This window comes from Eubacterium callanderi (genome assembly GCF_900142645.1).
Taxonomy (GTDB): domain Bacteria; phylum Bacillota; class Clostridia; order Eubacteriales; family Eubacteriaceae; genus Eubacterium; species Eubacterium callanderi.
Genome location: NZ_FRBP01000013.1, coordinates 88,685 through 106,154 on the forward strand (window position 1 = coordinate 88,685; position 17,470 = coordinate 106,154).

13 protein-coding genes are annotated in these 17,470 nt (G+C 44.6%); 7 read left to right on the forward strand and 6 right to left on the reverse strand.

Going from position 1 to position 17,470, the window contains the following annotated elements; all coding sequences use genetic code 11:
* Positions 1-2 precede the first annotated feature (2 nt).
* The 3 genes from BUC22_RS17175 to BUC22_RS17185 all read left to right on the forward strand — a co-directional run bounded on the left by BUC22_RS17175 (position 3) and on the right by BUC22_RS17185 (position 2,108).
* Positions 3-365 carry a PTS glucitol/sorbitol transporter subunit IIA gene (locus BUC22_RS17175; protein WP_013380766.1) on the forward strand — a complete coding sequence of 121 codons (363 nt, stop codon included), beginning with the start codon at positions 3-5 and terminating at the stop codon, positions 363-365.
* Between the two features lie 81 nt (positions 366-446).
* Positions 447-1,748, forward strand: coding sequence for an NAD(P)H-dependent oxidoreductase (locus BUC22_RS17180; RefSeq protein ID WP_013380765.1), 1,302 nt, complete (start codon positions 447-449; stop codon positions 1,746-1,748).
* An 84-nt stretch (positions 1,749-1,832) separates the two neighbouring features.
* A complete protein-coding gene (locus tag BUC22_RS17185; protein ID WP_013380764.1) occupies positions 1,833-2,108 on the forward strand; it encodes an HPr family phosphocarrier protein in 276 nt (91 codons plus the stop codon).
* 189 nt (positions 2,109-2,297) lie between these two features.
* Here the strand turns inward: BUC22_RS17185 and BUC22_RS17190 are convergent, their stop codons facing one another.
* Both BUC22_RS17190 and BUC22_RS17195 read right to left on the reverse strand, forming a co-directional pair.
* On the reverse strand, positions 2,298-3,089 hold the full coding sequence (locus tag BUC22_RS17190) for a GNAT family N-acetyltransferase (RefSeq protein ID WP_013380763.1): 792 nt from the start codon (positions 3,087-3,089) through the stop codon (positions 2,298-2,300).
* Positions 3,090-3,169: 80 nt separating this feature from the next.
* Positions 3,170-3,718: a flavodoxin family protein gene (locus tag BUC22_RS17195; RefSeq protein ID WP_013380762.1), complete on the reverse strand. Its 549-nt coding sequence runs from the start codon at positions 3,716-3,718 to the stop codon at positions 3,170-3,172.
* Between the two features lie 423 nt (positions 3,719-4,141).
* On the opposite strand from BUC22_RS17195, the gene BUC22_RS17200 reads away from it, so the two are divergent.
* Both BUC22_RS17200 and BUC22_RS17205 read left to right on the forward strand, forming a co-directional pair.
* Entirely contained in the window at positions 4,142-6,268 is a 2,127-nt protein-coding gene (locus BUC22_RS17200) for a diguanylate cyclase domain-containing protein (protein WP_013380760.1), read from the forward strand.
* A gap of 115 nt (positions 6,269-6,383) precedes the next feature.
* Entirely contained in the window at positions 6,384-7,835 is a 1,452-nt protein-coding gene (locus BUC22_RS17205; RefSeq protein WP_013380759.1) for a GntR family transcriptional regulator, read from the forward strand.
* 31 nt (positions 7,836-7,866) lie between these two features.
* Here the strand turns inward: BUC22_RS17205 and glsA are convergent, their stop codons facing one another.
* The 3 genes from glsA to BUC22_RS17220 form a co-directional block, all read right to left on the reverse strand.
* Complete coding sequence (gene glsA / locus BUC22_RS17210) at positions 7,867-8,808, reverse strand: glutaminase A (protein WP_013380758.1); 942 nt, start codon at positions 8,806-8,808, stop codon at positions 7,867-7,869.
* 233 nt (positions 8,809-9,041) lie between these two features.
* Positions 9,042-9,317: a metal-sensing transcriptional repressor gene (locus tag BUC22_RS17215; RefSeq protein ID WP_013380756.1), complete on the reverse strand. Its 276-nt coding sequence runs from the start codon at positions 9,315-9,317 to the stop codon at positions 9,042-9,044.
* A gap of 4 nt (positions 9,318-9,321) precedes the next feature.
* Positions 9,322-11,916 (reverse strand): heavy metal translocating P-type ATPase, encoded by a 2,595-nt coding sequence (locus tag BUC22_RS17220; protein WP_013380755.1) that lies wholly within the window; start codon positions 11,914-11,916, stop codon positions 9,322-9,324.
* 415 nt (positions 11,917-12,331) lie between these two features.
* Between BUC22_RS17220 and BUC22_RS17225 the strand changes: the two genes are divergently transcribed.
* On the forward strand, positions 12,332-13,129 hold the full coding sequence (locus BUC22_RS17225) for an RICIN domain-containing protein (RefSeq protein WP_013380754.1): 798 nt from the start codon (positions 12,332-12,334) through the stop codon (positions 13,127-13,129).
* Between the two features lie 286 nt (positions 13,130-13,415).
* Positions 13,416-15,986, forward strand: a complete 2,571-nt coding sequence (gene xdh, locus BUC22_RS17230; protein WP_013380753.1) for a selenium-dependent xanthine dehydrogenase — start codon at positions 13,416-13,418, stop codon at positions 15,984-15,986.
* 62 nt (positions 15,987-16,048) lie between these two features.
* Here xdh and hydA read toward each other — a convergent pair whose 3' ends face one another.
* A complete protein-coding gene (gene hydA, locus BUC22_RS17235) occupies positions 16,049-17,425 on the reverse strand; it encodes a dihydropyrimidinase (RefSeq protein ID WP_013380752.1) in 1,377 nt (458 codons plus the stop codon).
* Between the last annotated feature and the right edge of the window lie 45 nt (positions 17,426-17,470).

The window sequence follows — 17,470 nt, forward strand, 5'->3', positions numbered from 1 at the left end:
AAATGGACTATAAAAGCACTGTAACAACCATTGGGCCGCTGGTAGAGGAAATGGCGGAAGAAGGAAATTTTATAATCGTATTTAATGAAAATGCACCAGAATCTCTTGCAGAGATGTCTGTTCTTCACACTATCTGTGATATGGATCAGGAAATTAAGCCAAGAGATGTGGTCATTTTTGGAAACAACCAATATATTGTTACCGCAGTGGGTGAGGAAGCAAACCACACTTTAAAAGCGATGGGGCACTGCTCTTTTAAATTTACAGGCCAAGAGGCTGTGGAACTTCCTGGACAGATTGAACTGTCTGGCGGTGATCTGCCAGAAATAAAGCCTGGAGATCAGTTTGAAATTTTATTCACTTAATATGACAGTGGAGAGCAGACTTATTAAGCTGTCGGATAAAAATCGTTTAACAAATTTTTAATATAGAAAGAGGTATTTAAAATGATTAACATGATGTACAAGCTTCAGAAGTTGGAAGACGAAGGTAAACCAATTAAGGCCAGTATTGTTGGCGCAGGCCAGATGGGCTGCGGTATGGCCGCTCAGATGACAGTTATGAAAGGGATGGATCCGGTAGTTGTGGTTGACGTTGTGCTTGAAAATGCAAAACGTGCGTATCTGGATTCCGGTTATAAAGAAGGCGAAGACTTTGTAGAAGCGGAAACAGTTGAAGAAGCTAATAAGCTTCTGGCAGAAGGCAAGTTTATTGTTACAAAAAATAATGAAATCGCAACAAAATGTGACATTATCGATTGTGCTGTCGACGCAACCGGCGTGCCGGAAGTTGGTGCCAAGGTTGCAATGGACGCCATCAACGCCGGTAAACATATCTGTATGTTAAATGTTGAAACTGACGTGTGCATCGGCCATCTTTTATATAAACTGGCCAACAACGCAGGTGTTGTCTACACTGGTTCCGCAGGAGACGAACCAGGTGCTGTTGTTGAAATGTATGATTATGCAAAAGGCCTCGGATTTGATGTCAAGGTTGTTGGTAAAGGTAAAAACAATCCTCTGGCTCTGGAGTGCACACCAGAAACCGTTGCAGAAATCGCAAAAGAGAAAGGCGCTTCTCCAAAAATGATTTGTGCCTTCAAGGATGGCACTAAAACCATGGTCGAGATGACTGCAATGGCCAATGCCACAGGCTTTGTACCAGATGTTACCGGTGCACATGGCGCCGAAAGCGATGTTGCCCACTTGAATGATGTGTTAAGCCTTAAGAGCGAAGGACGCGGTGGTGTGTTAGACAATTATGGTGTCATTGAATATATCAATGGCGTGGCGCCTGGTGTGTTTGTAATTATCGGAACAGATCAGCCGGATATTGCTGCAGAGCTGACTTATCTGAGTATGGGGCCTGGACCAAATTATACACTGTACCGTCCGTATCACTTAACTTCTTTAGAAACACCAATGTCTGTAGCAAAGGCCTGCATAGATCATGAACCGACGATTGTACCGCGCTGCGGCCGTGTGGCTGAAACCATTGCTGTCGCTAAAAAGGATATGAAAGCTGGAGAAATGCTGGATGGCATCGGCGGGTATACCATTCGGGGAACCTTCATGGCTGCCTCAGAAGCCGACAGACAGAACGCACTGCCGATGGGACTTGTCGACAAAAAAACACAGCTGGTCCATGATAAAAAGGCCGGTGAAGTGATTACCTATGACGATGTTGTACTGAACAATGATAACCTGATTGTACAACTGCGCAAATTACAGGACGAATTATTTATCTAACCTTTACCCCTTGCCTGGACAGGATGTGGAGACAGCAAGCACTTCACACTTGTCTGGGCACTTTTTAAAAAAGGAGAAAACAAAATGCACACACAAAAACTGACGGTCGTTAACCCTACCGGCCTGCACGCGCGGCCAGCAGCAGAGTTCTGTAAGATCGCTGGGACCTATCAATCAAAAATTAGCCTTAAACGCCTGGGAGAAAACGAAAAAGAAGGAAACGGAAAGTCTGTGATCGCTGTTATGGCTATGGGACTGCCAAAAGGCTGTGAGATCGAAATCAGCGCAGAAGGCGAGGATGAATACGCAGCGGTTGAGGCTCTGGCAGAGTTAGTCAGAGGCGGATTTGGTGAAATATAAATAATTGGTGGCCGTTAAACAGAAAGACTTGTTTAACGGTTCTTTATTTTCAGGTCAATTTTAAGATATGTGGTATAATCGAGACAGGATATTAAATTGGAATTAATCATCAAAAGCTCAGACCAGTGAGAAGCTGCTCTGGGCTTTATTGTGTTTTTCGTGCTGTTTTTTTTACGATATATTTGTTATCTAACGTGGTGCGGATAAAAGTGCCATATCGCCTACGGCATAAGCTGTGTAAGGTGTTTCCAGACAATAACCAAGGCTCTCGGCAAGGCGCAGGGATTCTGGGCTGACTGCGTCCCAGCTTGGACAGCGGTTTTGCTGCAGACATTCTAAAATAAGGCGTGAGCCTACAATCCGCGCCAGCCCCTGTCTTCGGTAAGGCTGTTTGGTATCGATTTGGATTTCGATACCATTGTCGTAATAAGTATAGGAGGAAGCCCCTGCGATGATTTCATGGTTTTTAATGATTACAAAGCCAAGGCCGTTTTGTGTATAGTCCTGAGGGTCTTTAAACTGAGAGCATAAATCTCTGGACCAGTCCTCGTTTTGAAGTGTACTGTAAAGCGAACCGTCAATTTGACAAATTTCGCAGTCCTGAGGAAGCGCTGTGAGATTAGCCCGCAGCTGTTCCTGATCAAAAGCTTCGGGTTCTTTTTTAAAAGCATAGCGCGTAAATTTTTCGTATTGCCCGTTATAGGCAGATTCGATTAATGGATGCCAGTTTTCCTGGCGTGCGACTAAAGTAATAACAGGAACTTTGCTGGGATCGGGAATGTTTCTAATGAGTTCTGGATTGGGTATACCGGCAAAAAAACAGAAATCACCGATTGATATCTGAGCGGACTGAGGGTTATCGGGATCATCTGCAAAGGCCTGGCCAAGATGCCCCTGAAGGCAGGACCATACTGGTGTTTCATTCCAGCCTTCAAATAATGAAGCAATACACCACAGATTTTTTTTCGAAATTGCGTACAAAGCGATCCTCCTGATAATGTAAGATTTAAAAAATCAGCCAGGGGCATAGTCCCCCGGCTTTGTAGTAACAAAATTATTTTTTAAAGGCTCTGTCCAAAAGCAAGAACCTGTTCCAGCCAGCCGCTTTCCAAAATATCATCCTTTTTCCAGACGTCAGAAGCGATAAAAACACCCTTGTCCTGCCATTTCAAATAATCAGCAGTTAATTTATAGCTGTCAATAGCGGGAAGAAAATCCTTTAGATCACTGCTGGCGCCAGTCATCAGCAGGACAGATTTTTTACCTGCCAGGGGCATCGTCTGATGCCCCCTGCAAAAAGCGTACATTCGGTCGATGACGGCCTTTAGCTGGGTCGTCATATTGAAAAAATATAGCGGGGATACCAGCACAACCATGTCTGCAGCCAGAAGCATTGGGTAAATTTTCCAAAAATCATCCTTTTGAACGCAGGGGGCGTCAGGCTCGGCATAGCATTGTTCGCAAGCCAGACATCCGTTTATTTTCATGTGACCAGCAGAAATCATTGTAACCACATGGCCATTTTGCTGAAGGCCCTGTGCAAAGGCGCGGGCCAGCAGTTCGCTGTTACCGCCTTTTCTGGGACTGGACGAAATAATTAAAACTTTCATGTTTAACCTCCTGATAACGTGAACAACCATTGAGTAAAATTATAATCCAGTGTGATAATAAAAGCAATGGAAACCTGATAAATCGTGGTGTGAATTTTAAGGCTTTCAGAGAGCGTAAAAGTGTTAATCATAAACAGTATACTTGTCAAAACTACTTGTGTTTCATAATAATATATTTTATAATAAAATATAAAATGAACAAGCGTAGACGGATTATTTGCTATGGGAAACAGAAATTGAAAAGTGATGTAAAAAATACAGAGCAGATCATACGGCTGAGGACAGTATACTTGTCAAAGAATGATTTAAGACACCTTAACCGGTATGGATGCTGATGTGAGCAGGCCGGAAATATGAAACAGCTTTCAGAGGTGTTAAAGTGAATGCAGAAAAGGCGCCATGTGCTGAACGGAGGAGAACACCTTGAACGATAATGAAAAAATTATTTTAATAGCAGATGATATTGAGCTGAACAGAGCGATCATTGCTGAGATTTTCAATAAAAACTACCGGATAATAGAGGTCGAAAACGGAAGGAAGGTGCTGGACGCCATTGCTGTACACGGCCGTGCCATTAAAATGGTGCTTTTAGATATTATCATGCCGGAAATGGATGGTTATGAGGTTTTACAGGCTATGGCTGGGAATGGATGGCTGAAGCAGATACCAGTGATCATTATCACTTCGGACTCATCGGAAAAGGCTGCATTGCGGTGCTATAATCTGGGAGTTTCTGATATGGTCAAGAAGCCCTTTAATCCAGAAATAGTAAGACGGCGTGTGGAAAATGTCATTGAGCTTTACGCGCATAAATTTGACCTTGAAACTATGATTAAAAAGCAAATTACAACCATGGAGGAACAGGAAGCCCGTTTAAACCAGGCCAATAGTTTTGTCATTGATGCCTTAAGCACAGTTATTGAGTTCAGGAGTGGCGAGTCCGGACAGCATATCCAGCGTATGCGTGGTCTCACGCGTTATTTAACCAATAATCTGGTCCACCTGTATCCGGAGTATGATATGGAACCAGCCATGGTAGAGGCCGTAGCCAGTGCGGCGACGATGCATGATATCGGGAAAATTGCCATACCAGATTCTGTCCTGCTAAAGCCCGGCAAATTAACCGATAAAGAATTTGAAGTAATGAAGACCCATACCATAAGGGGCTGTGAGATTCTTGAAACGCTGGACTATACCCAGGATGAGGATTATTTTAAACTGTGTTATGAAATCTGTCGTTATCATCATGAAAGATGGGATGGCAAAGGGTATCCTGAAGGCCTGCGGGAAGACGAAATTCCCATATGGGCACAGATTGTTTCATTGGCAGATGTTTATGATGCCCTGACCAGTGAAAGGGTTTATAAGCCACCTTACAGTCATGAACAGGCAGTGACGATGATTTTAAACGGAGAGTGCGGTGTTTTTAACCCTAAGCTGATAGCATGCTTTAAGGAATGTGTTAACCATATTCGCGATAATCTGGATGAAAATACAGAGAAAACCGCAGGGGAGGGATTGGTACCGTATCGTCCGTCCTCCCATGTCAAGCCGCTCAGGCTGACGGATATTGAAGAGATGGATACCATTTCTGAACGTGTGATGTGGCTTTTGGAGGTTGAACAGGAAAAATATCGGGTCCTGTCTGAAATGTCAGGTGAGATTATTTTTGATTATAATCTTTTAAGTGACCGTATCGAATTTTCAGAAAAGGCCAGTGATATATTTGGTATGGACACTCAAATCGAACATTTTATAAAACGGATACAGGAAAGTGGGTTTATAGAGCAGGAACAGTTTAAAGAATTAATCGACAGCATTAAAAAAATTACACCAGAGCAGCCTTTTTTTCGTCAGGAACTGCGGCTTAAATTGAAAGATAGCAGTTATGAATGGTATGACCTGTATGCCAACGCTATTTTTGACAGTGATATGGGGCGTTGTATCAGCATTTTGGGTAAGATTACCAACATACATGAGCGTAAAAAACGCAGTGATCTGTTATATCAGCAGGCAAATACGGACCCATTGACAGGCCTTTTTAATCGGAATGCTCTAAATGAGCATATCTATGCGGTTCTGGCAGATCCAGTACTAAAAAATGCGGCAGTCATGATCATTGATCTGGATAATTTTAAGGCTGTAAATGACAATTTTGGACATTTATACGGCGATGGGGTATTGAAGGAGATCAGCAGAGAAATTCGAGAGAGAGTAAGGGAGACAGATATAATAGGACGCATTGGAGGAGATGAATTTGTGGTTTTTATGGAGAATTACGGAGATGAAAGTGTACTGGAAAAAAGAGCCGAGGCTTTCTGCCGTGCTCTGAGAAAACGCTACGAGGAAGATGATGTCGAATGCGCTATATCCGGGAGTATTGGAATCGCATGTTTTCCAAGAGACGGAAAGACATATGATGAATTACTCGTCAAAGCTGATCAGGCACTATATTATATTAAAAAAGAACATAAAAACGATTATGCGTTTTATCGTGACGAGATTCGCCAGACCCATTTTCATTCTGTTTTATCAGAAGTAGATGCGTAGGAGGATGAAAGACAAAAAAGAACGGTAAGCCGTTCTTTTTTTGATGCTTTTGATTCTATGGCATTGCTGGATTTTGAAAATAAAGTATGTTAGAATGAAAAAAAGGAGGAGTTCTATGGCAGCAGAAAAAAGTCAACAGCGGATGATATATCATTTTCTTTTAAGACAGATCAAGATGGGCAACTATAAGAGCGGTGACCATTTTCCAACGGTTAAGGAGATCGCCGGTCATTTTAATGTATCCTACTGTCCGGCACAGATAGCCCTGAAAACATTGGAAAAGGATGGCTATGTCCGGCTGAGTAAGGGAAGAACAGCAGAAATAATATGGCAGCCGGATGAAAAGACTGAAGAAGCGCTGGACTTTGAAGAGCGCAGAGAGGTGCTAAGGGACCTTTATGAAGGCCTCTGCCACCTTTCACCCTTATTCAGGCTGCAGGGATTAAGTCTGATGGACAAGGAACAGCTTGCTGAACTGGAACAGTTGCTTGCCAGTGATCAGGAGCCGCTGCTGTTCAGTTTATATAAGGGATTCGAAGATTCTTTAAAGCCTATGAAAAATCAGATGCTAATGTATTTATTTACGGATATTGATGCTTTTGTGGGAACTGCGCTCGTGGACCGGATGAAACGTGTTAATGATGGACAGGGCGACAGGGCTCTGGAAAAAGTGAGGAAATATTTACTTAATGCTATCCGCTGTATTAAAAAACAGGAATATAAAAACAGCTTTGAGCAGCTTTTAGAATTAAGCGGGTATTTTAAAGATTTTTTTGATTTTGACCAGAAGGAGATCTGCCAGAAGAGAGAGGCTGAAGCTTTTTCCTGGGAACCTCAGAAGGGACGTAAGCGGTACTGTGATGATATCGCAATTGATCTGATCTGTAAAATTAACCAAGGCGTATATCCGGTAGACAGCTATTTGCCACAGGGCAGACTATTGGCGGATATCTATCACGTATCGCCCATTACCATGCGCCGAACCATTAATATTTTAAATGAATTGGGCGTAGCTAAAAATATCAATGGCATTGGGACAAAAGTGATCTTTCCGGGCGATCAAACTATTTTATATAAAATGAAGGATATGACAATGGACAGAAATCTGATTCAGTTTTTAGAAGCCCTGCAGATTTTAGCCATCACCGGTGAATCTGTCGTATTTCATACCTTTCCATTCTTTAACGAGGCCGCCATTAAGAAAATCAGAGGAGCCTTAAAATTAAAAGGTGATGAGCGGTCAAAGGTACAGACCTTTGCGGCCTGTTTACAGGCTATTGTCCACTGCGCGCCATTTGCGGCCATAAGGGAGATATACAGTAAGCTGACCCTTATGACATTAAAGGGCAGTGTTCTGCGGCTGGAGAGCACTGGAGATGAAGGCATTGCATGGTGGCCGGAAATGGCTGAACAGTTTGAAAACAGCCTTGATAATAAAGACGCGGCCTTGTTTTCCAAAACGCTTTTTGATTTGTTCCACAGGAGTTTCTGCTCGACCCGGGAGACATTGTGTGAAATTGGCGTTAAACAGGCAGCTTCAGTTGCCGTTCCGCTTATTTTCAACTAGGAAAAAGAGATCCATGGTATTTTATGGCTGCTTACCGGTAAAGTGAAAGATCGAGCGCGTCTGATATAAAACGCATGGCTTTTTGCCCTCGAACACTGTTGCCAATCGGGTCAAGCCTGGGACTGAAAGCAGAGAGCGCCAGCTGTCCGGGCACTACCGCCAGCAGGCCTCCACCTACACCGCTTTTCCCAGGAAGCCCTACGGTATAGGCGAAATCGCCGGAAGCACCATAGAGACCTTCCATGGTCATCTCGGCAAAAATATGAGGTAAAAATTCAGGATTTATTATGGCTTTTCCAGTGATTGGATTTACACCGCCATTGGCTAGTGTAGAACCCATAACCGCCAGATCCTTACAGGTTATGGCGATAGAGCATTGCTTTGTATAAATATCGCAGGTGGTATCTGGATCGTCATAAAGCGTGCCGTAGCTTGACATGAGCCAGGCAATGCCTTTATTATGACTGTTGGTGGCAGCTTCGGAGGTATATACAGCGTCCATCACTTCGAGGCTGTGGCCGGCAAACTGACTGTAACCATCCAGAATTTTCTGCCATTTTTCATCGGCATTGGCGGCTGGCAGCAGGCTGACAGTGGCCATAGCGCCAGCGTTTACCAGTGGTGAAAGCGGCTTGCCCCGGTGCAGCTCCAGTGCCATTACAGAGTTAAAGGGAAGTCCTGTCGGGTCTGCGCCTACCTTTTTTAACATTTCTTGAGCGCCGACAGCTTCCATGACAAGCGCCATGGAAAAGACCTTGGAGATGGATTCAATGGCAAAAGGATAGCTGCTGTCGCCTGTCTCAAGGACTGTGCCATCTGCTGTTACAGCGGTCAGCCCAAACAGATTTGATGGAACCTTTGCCAGAGCAGGAATATAGGAAGCGTTGGCGCCAGACTGATCACTTTCTGCGGTGCTGTGAGCCTGCTTGAGAACAGCTTCAAGTTTCTTAGTATCAATAATGTTTTTCTGCATGATTTAAACCTCACTTTCTAAGATGCTATATACCCACACGATTCAAAAAAGAAAAGGAAGATAAAATGTTTATATTTCAGGAAAAGGGTATCTATTAAAAAGAGCATACAACCTCTTACTTAAAAATTTTACTCTCCCCAAATTTTCCCTGAGCAGGTTCTGGAACAAAGTATCCGGAACCTGTTTTTTTATACGCTGATGCATAATAAAAAAGCCCCGTACGGGGCTTTTAACTATTTGTAGTATTTATCCAGAATAGTAATGATTTCCTCAATCTTAATATTACGGTCTTCCTTGCTGCCATTTTCAAAGGCATCCGTTACACAGTGATGCATATGCTGTTCGAGAATCTGCAGGTTGGCCTTCTTCAGAAGGGCCTGCACTGCCAGTACCTGTTTAGAGATATCAATGCAATAGCGGCCTTCCTCAAGCATTTTAATAATACCGTCCATCTGACCTCTGGCCGTTTTTAAAAGATTGAGCTCCTTGGTGCGGTCAATGCCTTCCATGGTTTTACTCGGTAATGACAGAGGCCGGGTAGCCTGCTTCATCCAGTGCATCACACAGCATTTTGTCGGTAACAGCATCTGTTACATCCATGGTAGCTTGAGCGTCTTCCAGAGAAACCTGAACATTTGAAACGCCATCAATGGCGTTCAAGGTGTCTTCAACGCGTTTTACGCAGTGCTTGCAGCTCATGTCATTTACGTGCAATTTTTTAGTCATATTTGTTCCTTCTTTCTGTGATTCCGTTACCGAATCACTGGTATTAAATTGATTATTGACAACCGTCACATCAGTATGGGCAGACGGCAGGTCATTCACAGGAATAAATTTGGGCTTAAAGCCTTTCAGAGAAAGTGCGTTCAGCACAACGGATACAGAGCTCAAGCTCATGGCCGCTGCGGCAAACATTGGGTTCAGCTTGAGGCCAAAGGGGAGGTAAAGAATCCCAGCGGCCAATGGAATGCCAATGGTGTTGTAAATAAAAGCCCAGAACAGGTTTTGCTTGATATTTCGAATCGTCGCTTTGCTCAGTTGTATCGCTGCTACGATCTGTAAAAGATCATTCTGCATAAGGATAACATCAGCAGACTCAATGGCCACATCGGTTCCGTTGCCGATGGCAATACCGATATCGCTTTGTGCCAGGGCAGGAGCATCATTGATGCCGTCTCCGACCATAATCACCTGTTTGCCTTCAGTCTGAAGTTTTTTAATCAGGTCAGCCTTTTCCTCTGGCAGAACGTTAGCGATAACGTGATCAATATTGATTTTTGAGCCGATGGCCCGGGCAGTCCGTTCATTGTCACCTGTCAGCATATACACCTGAGTACCCATAGCCTTGAGCTGAGCGATGGCATTGGCTGAATTTTCTTTAAGCGTATCGGCAACGGCGATTATGCCAATCAGTTCACTGCCCTCGCCAATAAAAAGAGGTGTTTTGCCAGCGTCAGAAAGCGTATTGTAAAGCTCGGTCTGTGTACTCGGATCAATTCCGGAGCCTTTCATGAGCTTTTGGTTGCCGATGGTAATAAAACGGGTATCCACAGTACCCTCAACGCCGAGGCCGGGAATCGCATTGAAGTCGGACACATCCCGCAGCGCAATACCCCGCCCATTGGCGCCCTCCACAATGGCTTCACTAAGCGGATGTTCGGATTTGGCTTCGATGGAAGCAACCAGCTGAAGCAGTGTTTCTTCATCTGTATTACCTAAAGGGACAATATCTGTGATGGATGGTTTGCCAATGGTGATGGTGCCGGTTTTATCAAAAACAACGGCATCCGCTTTTCCAAGGGTTTCAAGGGCAGGACCATTTTTAAAAAGAATGCCCTGCTCAGCACCTTTTCCGGTGCCTACCATAATGGCTGTCGGCGTTGCCAGGCCAAGAGCACAGGGACATGAGATAACAAGCACTGAAATCCCCATGGACAGGGCAAAGGAGAATTCATAGCCAAGAAGGAGCCAGACGATAAAGGATAAGGCTGCAATGCCCATAACAGCCGGTACAAAATAACGGCTGATCTGGTCGGCAATCTTGGCGATCGGGGCTTTAGAGGACTGAGCCTCTTCTACCAGATGGATAATCTTGCTGAGTGTGGTATCGTCACCGATTTTTGTGGCACGAAACTTAAAAGCACCGGTTTTGTTAATACTGCCACAGATAACGTGGTCGCCGGTTTCCTTTTCCACTGGAATACTTTCGCCGGTAAGCAATGACTCATCCACGCTGGAATGGCCGGAAATAATCTCACCATCCACTGGAATACGGTCGCCGGGTTTAATGACGACTGTGTCGCCCAGGCGCACATCATCAATGGGAATTTCGACTTCTGAATTGCCGCGTTCTACGAGAGCGGTATCCGGCGCCAGGGCAATGAGCTTTTCAATGGCCTGCGAGGTTTTTCCTTTAGCGCGTGCTTCCATATATTTTCCCAGGGTGATAAGGGTTAAGATAACTGCGGTCCCTTCAAAATAAATCTCGTGGGCAAAGTGATGCACCATGGTCATATCACCGTAAGAGTAGCCCCAAGCCAACTGGTACAATACATAAATACCGTAGAGGAAAGAAGCGCTGGTGCCAACGGCTACCAGAGAGTCCATATTTGGAATGCGTTTCCAGAGGGCTTTGAAACCATCTTTGTAAAAATGTGCGCCCATATAAACAACAGGCAGGGTTAAAAGCATCTGAGTAATTGTGTTGACCAGGCGGTTCATATCACCGTCCAAAAAAGCAGGAATGGGCAGCCCTACCATGGGGCCCATAGAGAGATAGAATAAAGGAATGGTGAAAACCAATGAAATTATGAGCCGGGTCTGAAGCTCTTTCATTTGCTTTTGGGCATTTTCACCGGCGGTGTTCCTGACAGTGCTTTTACCGGACGCAGAAGCTTCCTGCTCGGGCACCGCGCCATAACCGATTTTTTCGATGGCGGAAACAATGGCAGGAGGCTGAACAGAACTGTCATTGTAAGTTACGGTCAGGTTTTCTGTAGCGTAATTAACCACTGCATCCTCAACGCCGTCCATTTTATTTACAGTTCGTTCGATGGCAGCAGCGCAGGCTGTACAGGACATCCCTTCTATTTTAAAATTTTTCTTCATATAATAACCTCCAAATGACACCCCTCATGGGGTGGGGTATGTTTATATAATATAACAATTTATGAGAATGGTCAAGTTCTTTTCAAAAAAATTCTTACCCGATTATGATTAATCTTAACAAAAGCTTTAAAATTCTGCTGTTTATTCAAACAATATTGACAGCCCGTTAAGCTGGTTCAGAGTTATAGTTGAATCTCGTGAGCTGTTATAAATTTCAATTTTTTTGATGAAAACGCAAAGCAATGCTTAATACTTGTTTATATTTTGTAAAATTTTCAATGAATGTTTGACGAACAGGTAAAAAATTGCTATGATAATACTAAGCTAAAGTAAATCAAAATGCAGTGTAGAGATATTTTGATAAAAACAGTGTAATATTATAATACTGTTTAAAATGATCAAAGGAGTTGGTAAAGTGAAACTGCAAGCAAATAAAGCCTACGTCATTATGGCGCAGGAAAAGACGTTGGCTCTCGGGATTGAGAATGGCTCGGCTGAGAATGGTGCACTTATAAAATTACAGGAGGCTTCCCAAACAGGAGCAGACAGCCAGAAATGGACAGTGAAATACGTAGATGGTGAATGGTTTAAGCTTATCAATAAACATTCGGGAAAGGCACTGGATCTGTGTATGCTGGGAACAGTAAACGGTACCTGGGTACAGCAGTGGGAATCTGTTGATACGGACAGTCAGCTTTGGACATTAGAAGAAACGGCTGAAGGCAGCTGTCTGATCAGGTCGCAGCGCGCTGGTATCTATCTTGACATTGCGATGGGGGCGGCTGTACCAGGCGCACAGATGCAGATTTGGGAAAAAACTGGGAGTGCCAATCAGGTATGGCATTTTTCACCGACTCAGCTTGATGAGGCAGTAAAACCAGATGAAAAGGCGGCTTCTGAAGCAGCGCCACGAAAAAAAACAGCCGCGCGAAAAGCCACTGCGGCTAAAAAAACAGCTTCATCTGGAGATAAGAAAACAACTGCGGTAAAGAAGAAGGCCATATCAGAAACGGCTGAAAAGGTAACGGTCTCCAAGACAACCGCTGCCAGAAAAACAACGGCATCCAAAAAATCCGCAAAGAAAACTGCGACCACCTCAAAAGCCAGTACATCTAGAAAGGCTGAAACAATACAAGCCGCCCCAGAACCAGCTAAAAAGACAACTCGGAAAACACCCTCCACCGCAGCTAAAAAAGTTGATAATGAAGCATGAATTTTTAATGAATGACTTCAAACCACCAGTTTAATTTTGGTGGTTTTTTTATACTTAAAAGTTCCGATTGTTCTAAAAAAAACAGTCGTTTCTGAGAATAAAAGCTTGCTATTTCTCTAAAGGTACGATAAAATATTATTATGTCATATAATAAAACAGTATTGTATCTTAAATAAAACACTGTGCAAAGTTTATCAAAGAACAGCTGCCTTTAATCGTTCTTTAGATAAACAGAAGTGTTGAAACCAAGCATTCGGTATAATTAATCAATAAAGGAGTATCAGAAATGTACACGATTAAGGTCAACGGAGTTATACATGAGGTTGAACAGGATAAAAAGCTCATGCGCTTTTTAAGAGATGATTTGAGATTAACCTCAGTGAAGGATGGCTGTAGTGAAGGGGCCTGTGGTACCTGTACGATTATCATCGCCGGAAAAGCTACCCGATCCTGTATACCCATGGTATCTAAAATGGCAGATAAGGAAATTATCACGGTAGAAGGCCTTACAGAGCGTGAAAAAGAAGTTTACAGCTATGCCTTTGCAAAAGCAGGCGCTGTGCAGTGTGGTTTTTGTATACCGGGCATGGTAATGTCAGGAAAGGCGCTCATTGATGTTAATCCGGACCCAACGCGTTTGGAGGTAATAAACGCTATTAAAAATAATATATGCCGCTGTACCGGCTATAAGAAAATTGTTGATGGTGTCCTGTTAGCTGCTAAAATTTTCAGAGAGAATCTTCCTGTAAATGAAGAAGTCGGCGAGGTCACTGTCGGCCAGGCCATGTTGCGTGTGGATGCCAGAGAAAAGGTGTTGGGAACAGGTGAATATCCGGATGATCTTTATCTGGACGGTATGATCTATGGCAGCGCTGTGCGGGCAGAATATCCGAGAGCCCGTGTGCTGGCCGTTCATACGGATGAAGCGAAAGCGCTGCCGGGCGTGATTGGTATTTTTACAGCGGAGGATATTCCGGGAAGCGTTAAGGTTGGGCACCTTAAGCAGGACTGGGATACAATGATTCCTGTTGGTAAAACAACGCACTATATCGGTGATGCGATTTGTCTGGTAGCGGCGGAAACACCAGAAATTTTGGAAGAGGCTAAAAAGCTGGTAAGGGTTGAGTATGAACAGCTTGAAGGTGTCTTTGATCCGTGTGAGGCGATGAAGGAGGACGCTCCTTTAGTGCATGAGGGCAGTGAAACTAACATTTTGGCACATGAGCACCTGGTACGTGGGAATGCGGATGAGGTTATTGCCCGTTCAAAATATAAGGTTACACGCCATTATGAAACACCGTGGACCGAGCATGCTTTCCTGGAACCGGAAACAGCTGTGGCAATGCCCTTTGACGGTGACGGTGTCTTTATCTATTCAACAGACCAGGGAACCTATGATACTCAGCATGAGTGCATGGCAATGCTGGGGCTGCCTCCCGAAAAAGTTATTGTAGAAAATAAGCTGGTTGGCGGCGGCTTTGGAGGGAAGGAAGACGTATCGGTCCAGCATCATGCTGCGCTGATTGCTTATCTGACCAAACGGACTGTCAAGGTCAAGCTTTCGCGGAAGGAAAGTATTATGATTCACCCTAAACGCCATCCGTTTTATATGGATGTCACATCTGCCTGCGATGAAGAAGGACGATTGACGGCGTTAAAGGCAGTAGTCGTGTCCGATACAGGCGCTTATGCTTCTTTGGGGGGACCGGTACTCCAGCGGGCCTGTACACACGCTGCCGGACCTTATAATTTCCAGACCATTGATATAGATGGTAAAGCCGTCTATACGAATAACCCGCCAGCTGGCGCTTTCAGGGGTTTTGGGGTAACTCAGACCTGCTTTGCCTCTGAGATGAACCTTAACCTTTTGGCTGAAATGGTGGGAATCACACCATGGGAAATCCGTTACCGCAACGCAGTGCGGCCGGGTGAGGTGCTTCCAAACGGACAGATTGCCGATCCGGCAACAGGGATTGCCGAAACATTAGAAGCCGTTAAGGAAATTTACAACAGTGAAAAATACGTGGGTATTGGCTGTGCGATGAAAAATGCCGGAGTCGGCGTGGGTCTTCCAGACTGGGGACGCTGCCGCCTTCTGGTAAAGGACGGACACGTCGAGATACATGCAGGAGCTTCCTGTATTGGCCAGGGGCTGGGTACCGTGTTAACGCAGGTGCTTTCTGAAACCGCAGGCCTTACTCTGGACCAGATTGCCTATATGCCGCCGAATACAGCGAATGCACCGGACTCTGGCACAACCTCTGGTTCCAGGCAGACATTGGTAACCGGTGAAGCCTGTAGACGGGCAGCGGAGGATTTGAAGGCGGCAATGAAAGATAAAACACTGGCTGAGCTTGAAGGACAGGATTTTATGGGAGAGTATCTAGCAAAAACAGACGCTATGGGTACACCTGTGCCAAACCCTGTTTCTCATGTAGCCTACGGCTATGCGACGCAGATGTGCGTACTGAATGAAGATGGCTCCATTAAAAAAATGGTTGCGGCTCATGATGTGGGCAAGGCTGTGAACCCTACCAGCGTAGAGGGGCAAATCGAAGGCGGTGTGGTCATGGGGATGGGCTATGCGCTTACGGAGCAGTATGAGCTGGATCACGGCATTCCAAAGTCAAAATTTGGTACACTTGGCCTTTTTAAGGCAGATAAAGTGCCGGAACTTGACAGTATCGTTGTTGAAAAACCAGGCATTGATGTGGCTTATGGTGCCATTGGTATTGGTGAGATTACCTCTATACCGACAGCTCCGGCCATTGCGGATGCATACTATCGTTTAAACGGCGAATTTCAGACGGTTTTACCGCTGAAAAATACGCCCTATGAGAAAAAGAAGAAAAAGTAATGATCAGATACATCAAAAAAAGCCAACGAAATGTTGGCTTTTTTTCTGCTTTATGGTTTTGTTTAAAGCTGACAGATCCCACGTGGAATATACTGCCCTTTGTTTTCGGCAATAACCCGGCCTTTTTCGACTATGATTTCTCCGTTTAACAGGACAACTTCTGCTCGGCCCTTGGTTTTGACACCTTCATAGGGTGTATAGTCAACATTTTGGTATTGGTCTTTCTGAGTAATAGTGCCCTTATATTCCGGATCCCAGATAACAATATCGGCATCACTTCCAGGTTTTAAGGCTCCCTTCTGCGGATACATGCCAAAAATTTTAGCTGGTGTTTCTGAGAGCTGGGCCGCCATCTGATTCAGGGTCATTTTGTTTTTACACACGCCAAAGGTATACATCAGTACCGGTCGTGTTTCTACACCGGGCATGCCGTTTGGAATTTTACTGAAGTCATTTTTACCAAGATCCTTTCCGCCTTTCATATTAAAGCTGCAATGATCACTGCCGATGGTATCAACAATTCCAGAACCAACAGCCTCCCAAAGCGCTTTTTCGTCCAATGGTTTTCGTGCCGGAGGCGCAAAAACATATTTTGCACTCTCGAAACCTTCCAGTTCATAACAGCTGTCATCAAGCAGCAGATATTGCGGACAGGTTTCAATAAAGACTTTTTGCCCGCGCCGGCGGGCATTCAGGCACTCTGCAAGCCCCCGCTCAGTACTGAGGTGTACCACATAAACAGGAGATTCAGCAGCTTCTGCGATGGCTAAAAAGCGATTGACAGCCTCTGCTTCTACAAAATCGGGCCTGGAAAGGGGATGGGCGGCAGGGCTCGTGCGGCCCTGACGTTTTTGTTCGGCAATCAGTGCGTTGACAAGATCGCCGTTTTCACAGTGCATGGAGACAAGCCCGCCAAAGGTTTTAACAGCTTCTAAAATCTCAAAAATTTCACGGTCATTGGAGCGTAGATTATCATAGGCCATATAGAGCTTAAAGGAGGTTACTCCTGAATCCTTCATTGTTTTCAGCTCACTGCGTGTCGTTTCATTCCAGTCGGTAATGGCCATATGAAAGCCATAATGGCAGGAGGAACGGTTATCCGCCAGCCCATGCCAGTTTTTCAAAGCCTCTGTCAGGCTTTGGCCTTTATCCTGAGTGGCAAAATCAATGATGGTGGTGGTACCGCCGGAAACAGCGCCTTTTGTCGCAGAGACAAAATCATCTGCTGTGTGGACAGTTCCGGTGTCCATATCCAGATGTGTGTGTGGATCGATAAAGCCTGGGAAAATGTACTTCCCAGCAGCCTCGATGATTTTGGCTTCTGAGTCTTCGATCTTTTGGCCTATTTGGGCGATTTTATCATTTTCCACCAAAATATCGGCGTTAACCGTATCTGTGGAAGAAAAAAGAATACCGCCCTTGATGATTGTTTTTTTCATAATAACACCTCATTTTACAATGGAAATTTGCGTATGAAACAAGAG

Excerpts from the sequence above, each read along its gene's own strand:
- BUC22_RS17185 (WP_013380764.1), top strand. The coding sequence starts at position 1,833 with ATGCACACACAAAAACTGACGGTCGTTAACCCTACCGGCCTGCACGCG.
- xdh (WP_013380753.1), top strand. The coding sequence starts at position 13,416 with ATGTACACGATTAAGGTCAACGGAGTTATACATGAGGTTGAACAGGAT.
- glsA (WP_013380758.1), bottom strand. The coding sequence starts at position 8,808 with ATGCAGAAAAACATTATTGATACTAAGAAACTTGAAGCTGTTCTCAAG.
- BUC22_RS17205 (WP_013380759.1), top strand. The coding sequence starts at position 6,384 with ATGGCAGCAGAAAAAAGTCAACAGCGGATGATATATCATTTTCTTTTA.
- BUC22_RS17175 (WP_013380766.1), top strand. The coding sequence starts at position 3 with ATGGACTATAAAAGCACTGTAACAACCATTGGGCCGCTGGTAGAGGAA.
- BUC22_RS17195 (WP_013380762.1), bottom strand. The coding sequence starts at position 3,718 with ATGAAAGTTTTAATTATTTCGTCCAGTCCCAGAAAAGGCGGTAACAGC.
- BUC22_RS17180 (WP_013380765.1), top strand. The coding sequence starts at position 447 with ATGATTAACATGATGTACAAGCTTCAGAAGTTGGAAGACGAAGGTAAA.
- hydA (WP_013380752.1), bottom strand. The coding sequence starts at position 17,425 with ATGAAAAAAACAATCATCAAGGGCGGTATTCTTTTTTCTTCCACAGAT.
- BUC22_RS17220 (WP_013380755.1), bottom strand. The coding sequence starts at position 11,916 with ATGAAGAAAAATTTTAAAATAGAAGGGATGTCCTGTACAGCCTGCGCT.
- BUC22_RS17215 (WP_013380756.1), bottom strand. The coding sequence starts at position 9,317 with ATGGAAGGCATTGACCGCACCAAGGAGCTCAATCTTTTAAAAACGGCC.